This window comes from Dictyobacter alpinus (genome assembly GCF_003967575.1).
Taxonomy (GTDB): domain Bacteria; phylum Chloroflexota; class Ktedonobacteria; order Ktedonobacterales; family Ktedonobacteraceae; genus Dictyobacter; species Dictyobacter alpinus.
Genome location: NZ_BIFT01000002.1, coordinates 495,543 through 513,200 on the forward strand (window position 1 = coordinate 495,543; position 17,658 = coordinate 513,200).

General features: G+C 50.2%; 20 protein-coding genes. 6 read left to right on the forward strand and 14 right to left on the reverse strand.

The annotated features are described in order from the left end of the window. Window positions 1-19: 19 nt before the first annotated feature. Both EL633_RS24290 and EL633_RS24295 read left to right on the forward strand, forming a co-directional pair. Complete coding sequence (locus EL633_RS24290; protein WP_126629873.1) at window positions 20-460, forward strand: NUDIX hydrolase; 441 nt, start codon at window positions 20-22, stop codon at window positions 458-460. 121 nt (window positions 461-581) lie between these two features. After that, complete coding sequence (locus tag EL633_RS24295; protein WP_126629874.1) at window positions 582-1,205, forward strand: hypothetical protein; 624 nt, start codon at window positions 582-584, stop codon at window positions 1,203-1,205. Window positions 1,206-1,254: 49 nt separating this feature from the next. On the opposite strand, the gene EL633_RS24300 is transcribed toward EL633_RS24295, so the two are convergent. The 3 genes from EL633_RS24300 to EL633_RS24310 form a co-directional block, all read right to left on the reverse strand. Continuing rightward, window positions 1,255-1,794: an NADH-quinone oxidoreductase subunit B gene (locus EL633_RS24300; protein WP_126631872.1), complete on the reverse strand. Its 540-nt coding sequence runs from the start codon at window positions 1,792-1,794 to the stop codon at window positions 1,255-1,257. A gap of 92 nt (window positions 1,795-1,886) precedes the next feature. Next, window positions 1,887-2,177 (reverse strand): sigma-70 family RNA polymerase sigma factor, encoded by a 291-nt coding sequence (locus tag EL633_RS24305; RefSeq protein WP_126629875.1) that lies wholly within the window; start codon window positions 2,175-2,177, stop codon window positions 1,887-1,889. 16 nt (window positions 2,178-2,193) lie between these two features. Continuing rightward, the gene (locus EL633_RS24310; RefSeq protein ID WP_126629876.1) at window positions 2,194-2,643 is read right to left on the reverse strand and encodes a sigma-70 factor domain-containing protein; all 450 of its coding nucleotides are present in this window, start codon (window positions 2,641-2,643) and stop codon (window positions 2,194-2,196) included. Window positions 2,644-3,131: 488 nt separating this feature from the next. On the opposite strand from EL633_RS24310, the gene EL633_RS24315 reads away from it, so the two are divergent. After that, a complete protein-coding gene (locus EL633_RS24315; RefSeq protein WP_126629877.1) occupies window positions 3,132-3,518 on the forward strand; it encodes a MerR family transcriptional regulator in 387 nt (128 codons plus the stop codon). 132 nt (window positions 3,519-3,650) lie between these two features. Here the strand turns inward: EL633_RS24315 and EL633_RS24320 are convergent, their stop codons facing one another. Then, complete coding sequence (locus EL633_RS24320; RefSeq protein ID WP_161982398.1) at window positions 3,651-4,241, reverse strand: TetR/AcrR family transcriptional regulator; 591 nt, start codon at window positions 4,239-4,241, stop codon at window positions 3,651-3,653. 123 nt (window positions 4,242-4,364) lie between these two features. Between EL633_RS24320 and EL633_RS24325 the strand changes: the two genes are divergently transcribed. Beyond that, window positions 4,365-4,802, forward strand: a complete 438-nt coding sequence (locus EL633_RS24325) for a VOC family protein (RefSeq protein WP_126629879.1) — start codon at window positions 4,365-4,367, stop codon at window positions 4,800-4,802. A 109-nt stretch (window positions 4,803-4,911) separates the two neighbouring features. Beyond that, entirely contained in the window at window positions 4,912-5,352 is a 441-nt protein-coding gene (locus tag EL633_RS24330; protein WP_161982399.1) for an SRPBCC family protein, read from the forward strand. A 544-nt stretch (window positions 5,353-5,896) separates the two neighbouring features. Here the strand turns inward: EL633_RS24330 and EL633_RS24335 are convergent. The 3 genes from EL633_RS24335 to EL633_RS24345 form a co-directional block, all read right to left on the reverse strand. Continuing rightward, window positions 5,897-6,109, reverse strand: coding sequence for a hypothetical protein (locus EL633_RS24335; RefSeq protein ID WP_126629881.1), 213 nt, complete (start codon window positions 6,107-6,109; stop codon window positions 5,897-5,899). Between the two features lie 291 nt (window positions 6,110-6,400). Beyond that, a complete protein-coding gene (locus EL633_RS37340) occupies window positions 6,401-7,111 on the reverse strand; it encodes a hypothetical protein (RefSeq protein ID WP_218027568.1) in 711 nt (236 codons plus the stop codon). 58 nt (window positions 7,112-7,169) lie between these two features. Continuing rightward, complete coding sequence (locus tag EL633_RS24345; RefSeq protein WP_126629882.1) at window positions 7,170-7,577, reverse strand: DUF2267 domain-containing protein; 408 nt, start codon at window positions 7,575-7,577, stop codon at window positions 7,170-7,172. Between the two features lie 368 nt (window positions 7,578-7,945). Here EL633_RS24345 and EL633_RS24355 point away from each other — a divergent pair, with 368 nt between their 5' ends. Beyond that, window positions 7,946-9,550 carry an alpha-amylase family protein gene (locus tag EL633_RS24355; protein ID WP_218027569.1) on the forward strand — a complete coding sequence of 535 codons (1,605 nt, stop codon included), beginning with the start codon at window positions 7,946-7,948 and terminating at the stop codon, window positions 9,548-9,550. 102 nt (window positions 9,551-9,652) lie between these two features. Here EL633_RS24355 and EL633_RS24360 read toward each other — a convergent pair whose 3' ends face one another. From EL633_RS24360 to EL633_RS24390, 7 genes are all read right to left on the reverse strand, one after another. Beyond that, the gene (locus EL633_RS24360) at window positions 9,653-10,555 is read right to left on the reverse strand and encodes a sugar phosphate isomerase/epimerase family protein (protein WP_218027570.1); all 903 of its coding nucleotides are present in this window, start codon (window positions 10,553-10,555) and stop codon (window positions 9,653-9,655) included. An 86-nt stretch (window positions 10,556-10,641) separates the two neighbouring features. Next, window positions 10,642-12,417: a glycoside hydrolase family 36 protein gene (locus EL633_RS24365; protein WP_126629885.1), complete on the reverse strand. Its 1,776-nt coding sequence runs from the start codon at window positions 12,415-12,417 to the stop codon at window positions 10,642-10,644. Window positions 12,418-12,423: 6 nt separating this feature from the next. Then, entirely contained in the window at window positions 12,424-12,864 is a 441-nt protein-coding gene (locus EL633_RS24370; protein ID WP_126629886.1) for a hypothetical protein, read from the reverse strand. Between the two features lie 244 nt (window positions 12,865-13,108). Beyond that, a complete protein-coding gene (locus tag EL633_RS24375; RefSeq protein ID WP_126629887.1) occupies window positions 13,109-13,858 on the reverse strand; it encodes an SDR family NAD(P)-dependent oxidoreductase in 750 nt (249 codons plus the stop codon). Window positions 13,859-13,890: 32 nt separating this feature from the next. Next, window positions 13,891-15,177, reverse strand: a complete 1,287-nt coding sequence (locus tag EL633_RS24380; protein WP_126629888.1) for an aspartate aminotransferase family protein — start codon at window positions 15,175-15,177, stop codon at window positions 13,891-13,893. A 28-nt stretch (window positions 15,178-15,205) separates the two neighbouring features. Then, window positions 15,206-16,555, reverse strand: a complete 1,350-nt coding sequence (locus EL633_RS24385) for a family 4 glycosyl hydrolase (protein ID WP_126629889.1) — start codon at window positions 16,553-16,555, stop codon at window positions 15,206-15,208. Window positions 16,556-16,615: 60 nt separating this feature from the next. Next, window positions 16,616-17,314 carry a GntR family transcriptional regulator gene (locus EL633_RS24390; protein WP_126629890.1) on the reverse strand — a complete coding sequence of 233 codons (699 nt, stop codon included), beginning with the start codon at window positions 17,312-17,314 and terminating at the stop codon, window positions 16,616-16,618. Window positions 17,315-17,658 lie beyond the last annotated feature (344 nt).

The window sequence follows — 17,658 nt, forward strand, 5'->3', positions numbered from 1 at the left end:
ACACAAGGGGAGAAGAACCTTGAAGCAGGTCAAAAGAAAAGCGTTTGCATACATCACGCACCAGCAAAAATTGCTCGTCTTCAGCCACCTGAAAGCACCAGAAGCAGGGATACAGGTTCCCGCTGGAACGATTGAGGAGGGCGAAACCCCGGAACAGGCCGTTTTACGCGAAGCGTGGGAAGAGACGGGCTTGACTCACCTTGTTCTGGATGCGTTCCTGGGTGAGCAAGAACGTGATATGGCGGATTTTGGGCGCGAAGAGATCCACTATCGATATTTTTACCATCTCCGCTATCAGGGGCGACCGCAAGCAGTATGGCAACATGCAGAACGGTTCTCTTCTACTTCACATGATTGGCCTCTCTTCAAGTTCTTTTGGGCCACCTTGCCTGATCAGGTACCCATATTAATCGCGGATCATGGTTTCCTGCTTCCTCAGCTCATAGAACGGCTTGGGTGAGTCTGTTTCTGCTAAAGACTCTCTTCTCTGCAAAAAATTTCATAGGCCGTGGCTCCTGTATCGGCATTGCCATCCTGAACGTATTCTCTATAAATAGACATGTCCCTATTTAATAAAGAGTATGGGCGAGTCACAATTGCTCTCGATGACCTCCAGCATAGGTCTGGATCGTGAAAGGCAGAAGAAGGCTATGCAACAGCCGGCGGCATTGCTACCGAGTACCTGGGAAAGTTTTTATGTGATCGTTGGTTCCGCCTCTGCGGCACTGACCGGATTGGTGTTTGTGGTTGTGACCTTGATGGCGGAAAGAGCGCGAGCACGGATCCGATCGGCTCAAGCTATCGGCGCATTCACGACACCAACGGTCGTACATTTTTGCGCTGCTTTCCTTGTCTCTGTGATTCTCAGCGCTCCCTGGTCTGCACTCTGGAATGTAAGCCTGCTTATGGGGATATGTGGTCTGGCTGGAGCTATCTACTGTCTGGTTACTGCCTGGCGTGCGCGAAGACAGACGGCGTATCATCCGGTGCTGGAAGACTGGCTCTGGCATACGGTCTTTCCGTTTCTAGCCTATGCCTCCCTGCTCCTCGGGGCCGGGCTGCTTGAGGGCAATTCAAAGATCGCCATGTTCGTCTTCGGCGTGGCTGCGATTCTCTTTCTCCTCATCGGCATCCATAACTCCTGGGACAGCGTGATCTATGTCACCTCCACTGAAGCGTCCTCGGAGGACAAAAATCAGGAATAAACGACTATAAGACTTTCCAGCAAAGCTGATGATAAGGAGCTGAGAACTGCTATTTTGTAGCAAGCTCCAGCTCTTCCTCGCCGCGGATATGCAAACCCTGCTTGGCGATTTTCTCACGTAGTTTGAGGATGCCCTCGATTAACGCCTCTGGACGTGGTGGGCAACCGGGGACATAGACATCCACCGGGACGATGGTATCGACGCCTTGCACAGTGTAGTAGCTATCGTAGAATTCGCCGCCAGAATTGGCGCACTGCCCCATGCTGATCACCCATTTAGGCTCTGGCATCTGTTCCCACAACAAGCGCAGGCGGGGCGCCATCTTCGTGGATACGGTGCCCGCGACAATCATCAGGTCCGCCTGTCGGGGACTCGAACGGAACACCTCGGACCCAAAGCGCGACAGATCGTAGTGCGCCTGAGCCGACGCCATCATTTCGATCGCGCAACAGGCCAGGCCATAGCCCAGAGGCCAGACGGACTTCGAGCGCGCCCAGTTCTGAGCCCACTGCAGCATCTCTTCCATAGAGGTGAGCTGAACCGGCAGCTCTTGCTCACCAGGGGTGTAATGGCTTGGTCCACTGGCCATGGTCAGCGGAATGGCTTTACGGCGCGGCTGTTTGGATACATTCTCTTGTACTGTACTCATATATGTACCTGGGACCTTTGAGAGGCGGGCTCTCATCCTCGGTCCGAAGGAAATTGTATTAGCGGTCTGAACTGGTTCAACTCTTCAATCAAGTGGACCGGCAACCGGATTGCGCGTCCCTGATTCGCGATCGCACGGATGATAGAGTGACGGATCGTCCACGTTGCATAGGTGCTTAAGCGGTATCCTCTGGTATAATCGTAGCGCTCAACTGCCTGCATCAGGCCATTATTGCCCTCCTGAATCAGGTCGAGCAAGCTGAGTCCACGGCCCACATATTTTCTGGCCACGCTGACTACCAGACGCAAGTTTGCCTCGATCATCTGGCATCTGGCCCGTTCACCGGCCTGTAAAATATGACGATGGGGGGAGAGTATTGGACTGGGCGGCCCGAACCTGCTCCTGGCAGGCCATAGCGATCATGTGTCCCAGACGCATCTCTTGCTCGTAGCACAGCAGTGGCGCGCGCCCGATCTCGCGCAGGTACAGAGTAATCGCCTCGTCGGAAGTTGCCTCGGTCGAACCAAATGACGTAGCCTTCTCTCCCTCCTCGCCAGATGCTATGGCTTCATCCTCATCTATCGCTTCATCATCCTCGGTATCGACGCGGGCAAATTCATCTTCATTTTCATCGAGCAATGAGCTCGTTGGTTGATCAACCTGCTGTGTTGCCTCCAGGGGAAGCACAGCCACATGCAGATCGTTGCACTGTTCTTGTTCTGAATTAAGGAGTGTTGATAACATAAGTGTATGGTGTACAGCCGCTAACAGGGGCTGGATCCGTATCATTTTGTTGTTGCTCTATCTGTATTCTGTCTCACGCCTCACCGGGCGCGGCCATTGTATCTGACTGGTCGACAGTATCTTGCCCTCTTACGCTCATCAATGACTGGGAAAGAGAGTTTGTGGTTAAAATACCAAGCGTGTTGGGAAATGGTTGGCGCAGCTCTGTAGCGACCGTTTTAGCAACAGTGGGGAAGAAACATTCGTGTTTTTGTTGCTTACATATATATATAAACCCACACCCCTGGACAGAATATTCCGTCATTGCGTGCTCCATGGAAGCAGTGGAGATATTGAATAGAAGCGGTATTCGGCAAGTATGATCGATCACCTTGAACGCGATCTGCAAGCACTGGCAGATATGAGCACACATCAGATAATGACTTCCGAAGATGAATGTATCATTGGAAATTTCAGAGATAGGCCTTGACCAATGCCTCGCTCAAATTCTATTCTATCAACATGACGTTAACGTAATATTTGAGAGATGAGCGATGAATGACCGTATGCGCATCGGTGATGTGACGGAACGAGCAGGGGTAACTGCGCGCACCGTTCGCTATTACGAGAGCATTGGACTGATCCCCCCAGGTGAGCGTGAAGGCCATGGTCAGCACTATTATACCGAGGAGACGCTTGCCCGCCTGCGCAAAATTGATCAGCTCAAGAAACTTGGACTCAGCCTGGATGAAATACGTGACGTTATCGACCTCTATTTCACTGATCCTGGTGGAATACAGCCAAAACAGAAAGTTCTCGCCATCTTGCGCCAGCATCTGGCCGATGCAGACCAGAAAATCGGTGCGCTACAGCAATTTCGTGTTGATCTCCAGGCCAATATCGAACGCTTCGAGCGCTGGCTTGAAAAAAGAGAACAATGAGCAGGCTTTTTTTGACCAAAACATGATGTTAACGTCATGTTTTTGAGATGAGCTGATTAAGGCTCGAATAAACTTCTTCTGATCCACATCATACATATCCAGGAAACAACCATATTGCAGTACATGCATAACTCATTGGGTACGGTCCCCTATAGAAGAATTTCCACGTATTCTCAGTCCATCAATGATAATCTCAAGGTAGCGCGTCCGTTTCGCAGGATCAATCTCACTCCCAGGTAGAATCGCCACGAGGAGCAAAAGATCCTCTGCCATCACATCTGCACGTAATTGCTTCGCAGCCTGGGCGCGATCTACTAGCTGTTGGAGGAGTGGTGTCATTTCATGCATCACCAGCGATACTCGTTCACGCAACTCTTGATGGGCTGCAACGACCTCCTTAAAGGCTCGATCAGTAAGTTGTCGCTCAGCAAGGTAGCGTAGGACGCGTTCGATGCCACTCCAGGCGTCGCCATCCATGAGGAGGGTGTGTATATATTCAGCCGTTTCTCGGAATCGATCCAGCACGACCGCCTCTAAAAGTCCTTCCTTGGTGCCAAAATGATGATAAATCGTTCCCACAGCCACAGCAGCATCACGGGCGATATCATCCACCTGTGCATGTAATCCTTCGACTGCAAAGCGTGTACGAGCAGCTTCAAGGATACGGGGGCGGTTCCGTTGAGCATCGGCCCGCCGTTGCGGTCGCTTTTTTCCAGAAGTCACGTTGGCATTTTCTCCTTTCATCCCTTGACAAAGTGAACCATAGTTCACTATACTAAAAAGGTGAACTACGGTTCACCTTCATGATGTGAATAGTGTAGCACAAAAGTACAGGAGTTTTCTCTTATGGCAGGCAACGAAAGCATCTCTACGTCTGATAGGACCTCTCTCAAATCTCTGGATAATATCGGTATCGCTGTTCATAATCTTCCTCGAATGTATCACTTCTACACAGAGGTGTTGGGGTTGCAGTCTCCTCCCCTTACACCAGATGCCACCGCTTTTTTCGCGCAATTGGGGGCAGCAAAGTTTGTCGTTTTCCAGACAGATAGTGCCGAAAAAGGTCTATCTCGTTCTATTCCGCAGTTTATGCACAATCCTGCTGGCTATGATCATCTCGTGTTTACGGTGGATGACATTGATGCCGCAGGAGATGCATTGGAGGCAAAAGGAGTCCGTTTCGAAGTGATTGCCACGCTCGACCTGCCCGAAGGCGGGCAAGCCAGAGTACGCCGTTTTAAGGACCCGGAAGGAAACTTGATTGGTCTGCAACAGGTGCTGTAAGACACTGGAAGATAGATGGTATTCCAATGGATGCATCAGCAATTGAAAAAGACGAATGACAGAGGAGCTTTTGCTGTTATTCATCTGGAAGAAAGAAAGGACCAGACCAATGGCACACGTTGCCTCAAGCATTGTCATTTATCGTCCTATCGAGGATGTTTTTCATTTTGTTCACGATTTTTCAGCATACCCACGCTGGCAACACGGAGTCAAAGAAGCAAAAATTGTCTCCAAGGGCCCTCTGGGCATAGGAACGCAGGTCGTGGAAACGCGACAGCTTTTCGGTCGAACAATGCGGGTTTCCTGGGAAGTAACCGAGTTTCAGCCACCTTACCGGCGAGGATTTCGGATGGAAGGTCCTCTTCCTTCAACAGGTATCATGACCTTTGAACCCACACCTCAAGGAACACGCATGCAGATACAGGTAGACCTGAACGGACGTGGCCTGCGTAAACTTCTTGCGCCTTTTCTTGTTCAAAGTATCCAACATCAGAATGCCACAGACTTTGCGAACTTGAAAAAGCTCCTGGAAACGACCAGCGGAGGATAGAGAGAATTGAAATGTAAGGAATGTGGGTGGATTCTTTGTTGACATCGCAACTCCGGCACTCTGGCAAGGGTGCCTCACAGGATACTACTATTCCATGACATGGACGGGATCGCCTCGGGCCTATCAGAGGCGCGTAGATACGGTGCATACTCCAACCACTATCTGGGGAAGTGCTAATGGAAAAAGGCCAGGTCATCCGCCTATTCCACAGCGCTCCCCCCATGATAGGGGTCTCTCAAAAAATGACGAGCGAAAGATGCAAGCGAGCAGGATGCTTCTCCAGATAGCGATGTTTCGGCTGCTACTCGTCCGTCTCCTCACACATGGGAATTACTTCGAAGGACAATATGTATCCAGGACTTTCTGGAGTGCATCCCTCTCTTGAGCTAGATTTTCTTTGATGGACTCGTTTCTTTTCATTTTTTTCGGATCAATTGTACTTGTCGGTCGTGCCATCATTGTCATTGAACCAGTCTGAAATGTCCCAACAATGACATATTTACGTTCGGGATGAAACATCGGCTGGAATACAGTGACCTTTGATTCAACCAAGGCGTCCGAAGTGCTCTGCGACATCTTCGACCATGCGCTTACTCTCGGTCACGACGCTTGGTGCGTTTAAGTCTGCCTGAACAGCCTGCGCTTTGACACCCAGGTCCTGCAACATCGTGACAGTCTCTGGCTGCATCGTACTGCAGATGGCCAGAACATAGGCGAGAACGGACCACTGATACTCAATACTTCTTCGTAGAAGCATAAGTAATGTAACGGCCGATCGAGCTCCCTTTTAATGAGATGATTCCAGTGCTTGGGTAAGGTATGTAGGTCACAGCCAAAGTACGACGCCGCGATTTCTCCTCGCAGCGTCGTACTTTGGGCGCGGTATGGCCGCCTCAACTGCCAGGATGGCACAAGGATGAGGTGCAGAGGACGCATGCTCGGGGGCGCACCCAAGCATGATAACGATAAACAAATCCAGCAAGAAACAGGCCCATTCCAAATTTCGGATAAGCCATGCAATTCCTGATACATTGTATCTATAGATGTATTACCCATCTGAGGTTTCTGGCTCATCGAGACGTGCTGGATTGTGTATTTGTCTGAGACGGTTCCAGAGCACATAATCAGTGCGCTTCTTAGGAACATAGTAATGATCCTCATCCGCAACCATCCCAGCCATGGCGACAAACTCGCCCCTCTCTAGATGTTGCAGATCAATATACTTTGCCCCTTGCTCGAGAGGGGTTCCTAGCGGCACGATCACGATATTACGCAATTCATCATGGGTAAGATCGGCTAACGTACCATACAACTCCTTAATATCGCTAGCTCGAAGTCCTATATCTTGAGGCTCAGAGAGCAGACCATAGTTTGCTCCCGCAAAGTTATCGGGCCGTAAATCCGCCACAAAATCGTCTTCCTGAACATGTTTAGGTCTTGGCTCTTTCTGCGGGTTCGGAGGCAGCCTGGAATCTTTGCGAGGTTTGGTCGCGTTTGAGTCGCTACCACTCCGACGTTTCCCTTCTTCCATCATTGCCTTGGAGTTCTGTTTCTTTGTCGTTACCTCAGGAGGAAACACCCTTTTTGGAGGAACTTTGGTTCCCTGCGGCAATTTGGCGGGATTGTCGTGCTCACGCGCCTCTTTCTCATAGGTTTCTTTCTTCTTATAGGTTCCAGTTGTGATAACAGTACTCTTATCAGGATTCGTACGTCCATGGATAATCTCCAACGTTGGGCGCCTTTGATGTCTTTTCGGCATATTATGTCCCTCATTCTCTGCTATTTCTATAGCTCCTTTTACGAACTTCCATCAAATTCTACTTCTTCGCAAAAAATTCATAGAAGAATTCGATTGGTAGCTGCTCACGAATATGTTCCAATTCACCTTTTGACAAAGCATCACTTAATACACTCATCACAACACGAGCATGTTCACGAGCAGTTGCTAGTGGCACATCTTCTCGTATGCTCATACGTTGGAAAAAATCGTCCAAAGAACACTCTCGCCCGGGACGTGGACCTGGTTGCTTACTGATGCCGAGAAATGGCTGCTTCAGGTATAGCGCGAGTCCTCTCGGCAGTTGAGAAGCCGCGTCATAGCGTTCGTCCTTCGATATACACTCCGCGAGCGTTTCAAGCATAGCGCGTGTGGCACGCCCCGCCTCACTATTCGAAGCAAGCTGGGCGCGCGTTTGTACCTGTTCAATGAACTCTTCGTACTTCATCGTTCCCTCTTCCATCATAGGAGTTCTTATTTCTCATCAAGACAACTATTTCAGTAAATATTGTGACAAAATATCGCTATAAATAGTACGTTTTCTCTGAGGAAACGTGACATTCCCCACCCTTTTTCAATCTGGTATTGCTCTCTCGTTCTTGCATAACAAAAACTGCGTTGAAGCTCCCGGGGAAGGTCCATGCGCCCTTGGTGTCACTCGTGACAGCCAGATAACGTACCCCGACATCCACACCAGCGATACCTGTGTCGGGTGTTGGATCTGCCGTCTTGATTTCCAGGGAGACTAATAAATAGAACGTTTTCTTTGGTCTATCGTATATGAGAAATGTAGACAGGATAGAAAGATGCTTTGTGATGATGCAATATTTAGATATTAAGCGTTCGCCCGATAGTGTACGGGCACAGTTCGACGATGGATGGATGGAGTTACACCAAAGGAATGCTGGCAACTGGCAACTGCGAGAGCTGGCATTGTTTGTAGGGGAAGCTACCTATGAACAACAGGTAATCGTACGTGAAAGCCAACGGCCGTTGAAACGGCTGGTATTGCGCTGGCAGCAACGAGTTGCACCTGAGTTAGTATATTTAAGCGATGAATGGGAACGGGGATATGGGGAGCTTGGCTGGCGCAACCTCGTGCCTGAGCGTATTTTGCCCTGGTACTTTCTTACTTATGATGGCAGCCTGGTGCATGGATACGGCGTTAAAACCGGGGCGGCTGCATTTTGTTTCTGGCAGGTGGATAGTAGCGGGGTAAGCCTGTGGCTGGATGTACGCAATGGGAGTGCAGGGGTAGAACTGGGGACGCGTGAGCTTCTGGTCGCGGAGATTGTGTCTCGTCTAGGAAATGAAGGTGAAGGGCTGTTTGCGGCAGCCCAACAGTTTTGTCGTCAAATGTGTGCACGCCCTGTCTTACCAAAACAGCCAGTTTATGGAGGAAATAACTGGTATCATGCGTATGGCAATAGCTCGTATCAGGAAATTCTCGATGACTCAAAACTGATGGCCTCGCTAGCCTCTGCCAGCCCTCATCATCCATTTATGGTCATTGATGATGGCTGGCAGCTTTGTCATAGCAAAAACGGTAATGGAGGTCCCTGGCTCCCTAATCGCGATTTTGAGGATATGCAAAAGCTGGCAACTGAGATGAAGCGGACTGGGGTGCGGCCAGGTATCTGGTTTCGACCCTTGCTGACCAGCGAGAAGGTCCCATCTGATTGGACGTTTGCAACGGGACGTCTGGCAATGTCTGGTGATGGTCTGGTCCTTGATCCCAGTCTGGGGGAGGTACGCGAATATATAGGAACGTCGATCAAGCGCTTGGTAGATTGGGGATTTGAGCTCCTCAAACATGATTTTAGCACCTTTGATATTTTTGGGTTATGGGGGTTCCAGATGGGTGCAAAATTAACCGAACACCAGTGGGCATTTGCTGATCGTAGCAAGACGAGCGCTGAAATCATTGTGCAATTCTATCGGTGTATTGCGGAATCGGCAGGCAATGCACTGGTAATGGGCTGTAATACGGTTGGACATCTGGCTGCAGGCGTGTTTGCGTTGCAACGTACTGGTGATGATACCAGTGGTCGCGAGTGGGAGCGTACGCGCAAGATGGGGGTGAATACACTGGCGTTCCGTATGCCGCAACATACCACCTTTTTCGCGGTAGATGCGGATTGTGTGGGCTTAACCAGAGATGTGCCCTGGGAACTGAATCGACAATGGCTCCAACTCCTGGCCGAGAGCGGTACACCACTGTTTGTTTCAGCTGCGGCCGATGCAGTAGGAATTGAGCAAGAAAAAGCGTTACGTATGGCCTTTGAACAGGCCGCTCAAGTACACGCGCCCGCACAGCCATTAGATGTCCTGGAGACAACCAGTCCACGAAGATGGTTGATCAATGGCAGGACCGTCGAGTTCGATTGGTATGGCACAGGTGGCGTCCAACTATCAGTGTGATTGTCTCGATAGATCAGCACAGGCAAAGGGATCCTATCTGTTCCAGAGCAGATAGGATCCCTTTCATTCCATTCGAGATGACTCATTTGGCCACTTGTCTATTTATACATTAGGATTGGGAATGTACTCACCACCGCGACAAGTTTTGAGATACTGTAAGCCATGAACCTGACCAGTCATCTCAAGTTCCCCGGTATAGACAGGATCATGCGCTCCTTCAATATCAATAGCACCGGTAAAACCGCCTCGCCGCAATTCACTGATGATATCGGTCCAATTACTTTCACCAAAGCCGGGTGTGCGGTGATTGGCATATGATTGCGATCCATGAATACCATATTTCTTGATTGTATCCCACCGAATAGTACAATCTTTGCCATGAACATGGAAGATCTTTTTCACCCAGTCACGTAACTGGGGCAGAGGATCAATCAAGTTGACCAACTGATGGCATGGCTCCCATTCGAGTCCAAGATTTTCAGCCGGCAAGGCATGAAATAGCAATTCCCAGGCGTCAGGCCCATGGGCAATATTCCAATCTCCCGTCTGCCACGTTCCTTCCATGCTACAATTTTCAAAGGCGAGCCGTATACCGTTGTCGGCGGCACGTCTGGTCAATGGCTCAAATATATGCGTAAAACGCGGGATGGAGGCATCAATGGATTGACCGCGCACGCGACCGGTAAAGCCGCTCACGATATCTGCCCCAAAGAGATGTGCATGATCGATCAGCGCCTCCCAGCCACGAAGTGTCTCTCGATCAACCTCTGTCTCCTCCAGTGGATTACCAAAAATGCTCAAGGCGCTGATCGTCACATCCGTATCGGCCAGTACCTCTTGCACTGAGGCGGCCAGTTGCCGTAGATCAACCTCACCCAGCGTTTCCCAGAATGTCAATGAAAAACTTTCAAAACCGTACGGGAGTATTTGCCGGATAAATTCAGCAGGATTACTCCCTTTGCCATCAACCAATGTCCCAATCCTAATATCCCAATTATGACTCACGATGTCTTCCTTCTCTCTTTTTCACAGGGGCACACACTCTATGTGTTGCCGACTCAGAAACTCGAAGGGAATCAGGCCTGCCAGAATCACTTGAGGATTGCCAGACCTGAGGCTGGAATTTCCAGGCGTGTCAACCCTTTGTCAAACAAACGCTTTTCATCGGACAAGACGACACCACAACAATCGCGTATTTCGCAGGTCCTGCTACCGATCGCCTCATCCAATTCCAACACAACGCGTCCTGTCTGGGTTCCGTTGACAAGCATTAGTTCACGAGGAACATGCAAACCAGGATTGACAACCATATCGTGATAGATCACAGCGATATGTTTCTTGTCTGTGACTGCCTGCACAAGTGGATAGAGGCCTTCCGGATGAACAGGCATGAGCGTGCCATCCAGCAAGACATCACGATGCTCGCGCCAGAAGGAGAGCCAGAAACGCACCATATCGATATGCCGCTGCGGAAGTGTATCGATCATGACGGAGAGTTGTGGGACTGAGAACAAACCATTGATCAGTTGCAGCGCGGCACTCTCCACGGGCTCTTCACTATTCCAGGTAAACATATCAGAATGGGTGGCGCTCCTGCCGTTGAGCAGGCGAACATCAATCGTTCGGGCCCGGTTGACTAGCGCGTCATTAGGACAATCCACAGCACGAAACATATTGGCATATTTTTTGAGGCGTGGCCCGATATAGGACTGGCGAAACTCGATCAAGACATCTGGTTTGATCTTTTGCAAACGCTGGATCATCTCTGCCAGGAGGCGATCCACCGCATCCACCACCAGCACATAGTCCTGTCCCTCACCTCGTTGCTGTGCATAGGCAGTATCGGATTGCAGGCTAAAGCTATCAATAAAATCGAGCTTGAACCCATCCAGGTCCCAGTCGCGCAATGCCCGCTCAAATATGGTGATCAGATACTCACGTATATCAGGATAACGAGGATCCAGGACACCCGCCTGGTAGACCTCTTCACGATAGTTTAACAGACGATCTGCAAAGCGTTGATAGGCCTGACTATATTTACCGGCAAAGGGCGTGGCATACCAGAGCAAATATTTCATGCCCAGTTCGTGCACACGAGCAACGTGCGCTTTCATGTCCGGAATCTTCTCACGCGCGACGCTCCAATCCCCACAATAGCCATAACCCGCGCTCGTATCGACGGTCTGCCAACCATCATCGACGATAATGCCCTCACAACCCAGTGCTTTCGCCAATCGACATTGGTGCTCAAGCGCGTCTGCACTCACGTGCTGACGGAAACTATACCAGGAAGAATACATGGGCAACCGGGCATGCTCAGGGACAGCAATCGGCGCATAGTCTGGTCGAATCGCCCACCAGCGTTGCACATCATCCAGAGATGTATAAAACGGGACGTCTCGTGTATCCAGCCGCAGTGTCTCTTCATACACGGTAAAGGGTGTGGCCCCTTCTGTAAAAAGCCTGACGGCACAGGCATAGGTCGAACTTTGATCATGAACTTCGGCTTGCATACGGACCGCATGCAGGCCATCGGAGTAGGCAAAAGTCAAACGGTTGTGCCCTGCCAGATTATGGAGACTGATCACCGGTGCCTTTGTCGTTACTTTGGCACCAAAACCACTTGAGATTAATAAATTCTTCTCCAGATCACTGGCCGGATTCCACGAAGAGTGTATATCCACAATGGGGAGTGTCCAGGCAATGGTGACTGGAGATGGGATGGCCGGTTCGCTTGTGGTGAGTCTGATAGAAACCAGATCGATCCCTGGTTCTACTGCGGTAACGGCTATCTCTGTCTGAAAAGCAGGATTCTCACTCTGACAGGTAAGGTCGTAGCGAGACGTGCGCGTCGTGAGTATAGTCATACGTTTTTACACGCTTTCGGCGATCTTGTGCCGTAAACGTGCCCTTTCTTTATTGTCTAACAATTGTGTAGTATCACAAGCCACACGTGGCTTGCCTGACGTCCCATTCTGCTTACGTTCCTCCCGCTCAACGATCCACAGGTAACGCTTCTGCTGAAGCAGTGTAATGAATATAGGAATAATCACAAAGAAGCCCGCGACTGAACCAATTCCAATACCCAATGCCAGCAACACAATGATGCCTGTCAACAGCGTCTGTCCAGGATAGCGCCAGGTGAATGTGATCGAGGCTTTGAGCACAACAAAGCGATCCTGCTGGTGATCGGCAACAAGCAACGGTCCCCAGTAGTTCGCGCTCAATAAGAGCCAGACCATGAGCAAGAGCGGCACTGCATCCAGCATGACAAGCGGAGTCTGAGCCAGCACAAAAATGATGGTGAGCAACAAGCCAGATAAGCCAGCGTGCTATAGGTCAGCAGGATGGCTCCAACTACGCTGAACGAGCCATTGGGGCGTCCTTCTTTTGTACGCAGGATCATGGTCATGGACAAACCTGGCAGCACCACGCCGTCCCCCTTGGCATTCTTCAACTAGCGGGGCTGCCGGTTACCTCCCTTCATCATCGCCTCTTCTCTTGATGTATTTCAGCAGCATACGAACGTTCATCATCGATCCTATACTGATGAACTTCCTACTGAGCCAGCTGGCCGCCATCGAGGAGAAGTTCGGTTCCATGCATAAATGCGGCATCATCTGAAGCCAGAAATGCATAGGCCGCTGCCACATCTTCAGGGCGTCCCAGGCGTCCTAGAGGAATATTGTTGACATAATTGGCGATAAACTCTGGTGAATCAATGGATTCAGCCAGCGGGGTAAGGATGTAGCCGGGGCAGAGGGCATTGACACGGATCCCCTGTGGACCCAGTTCCAGGGCCATTGTTTTCATCAACATCACAATGGCCCCCTTGGATGCGTTGTAGTGCGCGTATTTTACTTCACTGGCCAGCCCATTTTTTGAAGACATCAAGACAATCGCGCCACCTTTGCCGCGCGCCACCATACGACGAGCCGCTTCACGAGCAATCAGAAACATCCCACGCAGATTGACAGCGATAATCTTGTCCCAGTGTTCACTGGTTATCTCTAAAAACGGTTCTTCCCAGGCAATGCCTGCATTATCTATCAGGATGTCGATGCCAACAAGCGTACGTTCGGCTTCGGCCACAATGTGTTGGGCCTGCTCCTCAACACTGACATCCCCCACAAAGCCAGTAATCTCTCCGAGCGCGGAGAATGTCTGGACGGTCTGCTCGACCTCGTCTTGCTCAAGTCCGCAAATACAGACACGCGCTCCCTCTTCCAGAAAGCGCCGGGCAGTTGCCTGTCCGATGCCTCTGCTGCCACCGGTAATCAGGACTCCTTTTCCTTGAAGACCACGCATAGTCGATACTCCTCCTTGGATAACGCTCCCTGTTACAATGCTTTCAACACTTCGTTGGCTGCTTCCAGCGATTGATCAATATCGGCGGCGCTATGAGCCAGGCTGATATGGTTACGTTTGAGATTGACGGGTAATTCGTAGATGCCACGTGTGATCAATGCACACCGATAGTCGACAAACTTTTTGGCGTCATTGCGTAACAGGTCTGTATAGCTTTCAATTGGTGGCTCCATGAAGTACAGCAGAAAAATTGAACCAAATCCAGCCACGGTCGCTGTGATGCCATGGCGCTGCACGATTTCAGCCAATCCATCACGCATACGCTTGCCCAGATTGAACAGGTGGGCATAACTGTCTGGTCGCTCAAGAATTTCAATCGTGGCCAGTGAGGCTGCGACACTGGCAGGATGGGCGTTAAAGGTTCCGGCAAAAAATACGTCCCCACCAGGGGCACAGTGATCAAGGAGATCGGCCCGCCCGGCCAGGGCAGCCAGTGGAAAGCCATTGGCAATGGACTTGGCCATCGTGGTCAGGTCCGGCGTCACGCCAAGCACTTTTTGATAGCCTCCCAATCCATGTCTGAAACCGGTCACTACTTCGTCAAAGATCAACACAATCTGGTGTTGCCGTGTCAGATCCCGTAAGCCTTGCACAAAGGCTTGCTGGGGGAGCACCGTCCCAATATTGTGTGGAATCAGTTCAAGAATAATCGCGGCAATCTCTGTACCCTGCTCTTGCAATACCTGCTGCACAGCGTTCAGATCATTAAACGGCAGGACCAGGGTATTCTCGATAGCCTGGGGCAACATACCTGCGGAAAGAGGATCACGCTGGCCTATTTTTTCAGCTGGGGTGATGACATTCATCAGGATAGCATCGTGCCAGCCATGATAGCAGCCTTGAAACTTGATGATTTTCTGACGACCCGTGATGGCCCGCGCCAGGCGTAAAGCGGCGTAGGTCGCTTCAGAACCAGAATTACAAAAAAGAACTTTTTCGGCGGAGGGCACATGCTCACAGATCTTCTCAGCCAGTTGTGCCTCCAGGTCGCTAGAGCCAACACCGATGACATCTGTATGCGACATGGCCTCTACGACTCTTTGCTGAACTTCAGGCTGGCAGTGTCCCAATAATGGCGGACCAAAGGCAGCATGGTAATCAATATAGCGCTTGCCTTCGGCATCAAAAATATAGGCACCTTGCGCGCGGGTAAACACCAGATTAGGCTCTACCAGACGATTAGCGCTACTGACCCCCCCAGGGATGAAACGTTGTGCCTGTTCAATGATTTCCTGAGAACGTGAGGCTATAGTGGCCATAGGTTCCCTTCTCCTTCCATTGCTGGATCTAACGATAATATTCACGCATGGCCGTATGTTCGGGCAGGGCAAGAATCTCTTCCAGCAATGCTTGGGCTTGCTGCTCCGATTTCGTCCAGGGATCCATGAAGATCAATTCGAGTAGAGCCTGCTTACGATGAGTGTCATAGGCGGCCAGTTCCAGATTCCAGGGAGCAACACAGTCGCGTAACGCGTAGTTGAGTGGTCCAGGCGGCAAGGCATGCGTCTGGATGGCGTCAATGCCACGCTTACTGACAAGTGCCGGAACTTCTACCGCAAAGTCACGGGGAATGCCAGGAACATATTCGCCAGCGTTTTGGACATCAACAATTAAGACACGGGGAATATCACAGGCCAACGATTCAATCAGGGTGATGATACTTTCGTGCGAGTGCTCGGGCGGATAATGATCGGTGACACGAGTACTGGTATCTGCACTAATACGCTTCATCTCGGCAACACCGCCTTCCGTTGCCTGGAAATACCAATGCCACCAGTCCTCGGGATCCTCTTGCCAGCGTTGCTGTGTCTGTTCGTCAGTGTGATACCACCAGCCCCATGAACCACCACCAACACTTCCGGTATCACCAATTGGCAGGACCCCAAAGCGTTGATAGAGATCGATCTGTTTGGGCCGCAGACTGCCATGTCTATCCATGGTGGCCCAGTACTGCTCGGACTCCGTCTCGATCCATTTATCGAGCACATGGTAAAAATTCTCGCCCTTGTAGTAGGCCTTGGTCAGCCAGACGAAATGGTTAACCCCTGGTATTTCAAAGCTCAGTTGCTCGCGGTCTTCCAGTCCCAGTACCTTTGCAATCTCATAAATCTCACCATACCCATGACACAAACCAACAATCTTCGCCTGAGGATATTTACGGGCCAGGTGAGTGATGCCACCCATCACGGGATTGGCGGATTGGACATACCAGGCATCAGGACAAATCGCCAGAATATCCTGAATCACCGAATCAAATAACTGCAGTTGATAGAAGTTATTCCAGAAGGGCTCATCATGCATCACATGCAGACTCCCTCCAAAGCGATAGCCATGCTTCCTGGCAATATCCCAACCTGCACGCAATCCTTCATGGCCTCCGACCAGAGCAGTATTAATCACAAAATCAGACCCTTGTAGTGCCTCCAGGCGATCCGTCGTTTTTTCCAAGTGTAATGTAGCATCAACTTCCGCGGCAAAACGCGCGCACAAATTATAAGCTGCATCCAGCCGCTCCTGGTTAATATCCATAAAACAGACGGTACTCCCTTTCAAATTGGGAGTCAGGCAGAGATCACGGATAATACTCAGCGAAAAGACGGCACTCCCCGCACCAATAATGCTAATTTTGGTGGTCATAATCCTCTATCCTATCTACAGGCACTATTTCATTATTCTTCTAAGCCAATTGAGGAAATGTTATGCGTGCTGTTGCGTTTCACCCTCGTTGAAAAATGGTGACAGGCGCTCACGGACCGATTGCGTATGATAGACGACCAGCCGAGCGGCGGTCTCGGGATCACGCTGGGCAATGGCCTGATAGATCCGCTCGTGTTCCTGATTTGAGTGGCTCATTTGCGCGATATCTAAGACCTGTTCACAACTGAGTAAGTATAAGTCGGTACGCTCTTCGTTGCTGACCACAAATTGGGTCAGCGGGCTATTACCTGCCGCGCTTCCAACAACACGATGAAAGTTACGACCAGAGCGGAGCATGCCAGGGATATCGTTCTGTTCTACAGACTGCTTACCGAGCGTGATAGCATCTTCCATATCATGCAGTTGGGCCTCACTCGCGCGCAGCGCCGCGCCGCGTACCAGATATGGCTCGATCACTTCATTGGCGGTAAAAAGAGCAACAAACTCCTCGCGGGTCAAACGGCACACATAAAAACCTCGTCCACTACGTGGAGCAATCAAGCCTTCATGATGCAGAATAGCAAGAGCCTCACGTACAGGTGTGCGGCTCACCTGTAGTTTGATGGCAATATCTTCTTCAACCAGCGGCTGGTCATATTTTAATTGTCCAGACAGAATCGCCTCTTTGATCGCATGAAAAGCAGCTTCTCGATAACCCGGCGCTTTCGGCACAGCAAGAGGTCCCAGGGGATTTTGCATAGGTTCACCTTTTTTTGTATTTTTATAGGTCACAAAGCATAAGCATCATGCTTTGTATACAAGGATACGCTATCTTTATGGCACATGTCAATCTATTTGCCTGCCAAAATGGCAATGCAGCAAAAATTTCAAAAAAGATACTCTACTTATAGTGACGGTATCACAACTAATATTTCCGTGATTTGGGAATATTAGTTGCATTGTCTTGACAAAAACGAGAGAAACAAGGTACGCTATTGCCATAGAAACCTCTTCAAAGTTTTGTCATACAGGTATCTCAGAACTTTTTCAAACAATATTTTGTATACAAAAAGACAATCTGATCCAACTGTCAAGCTTTCAGA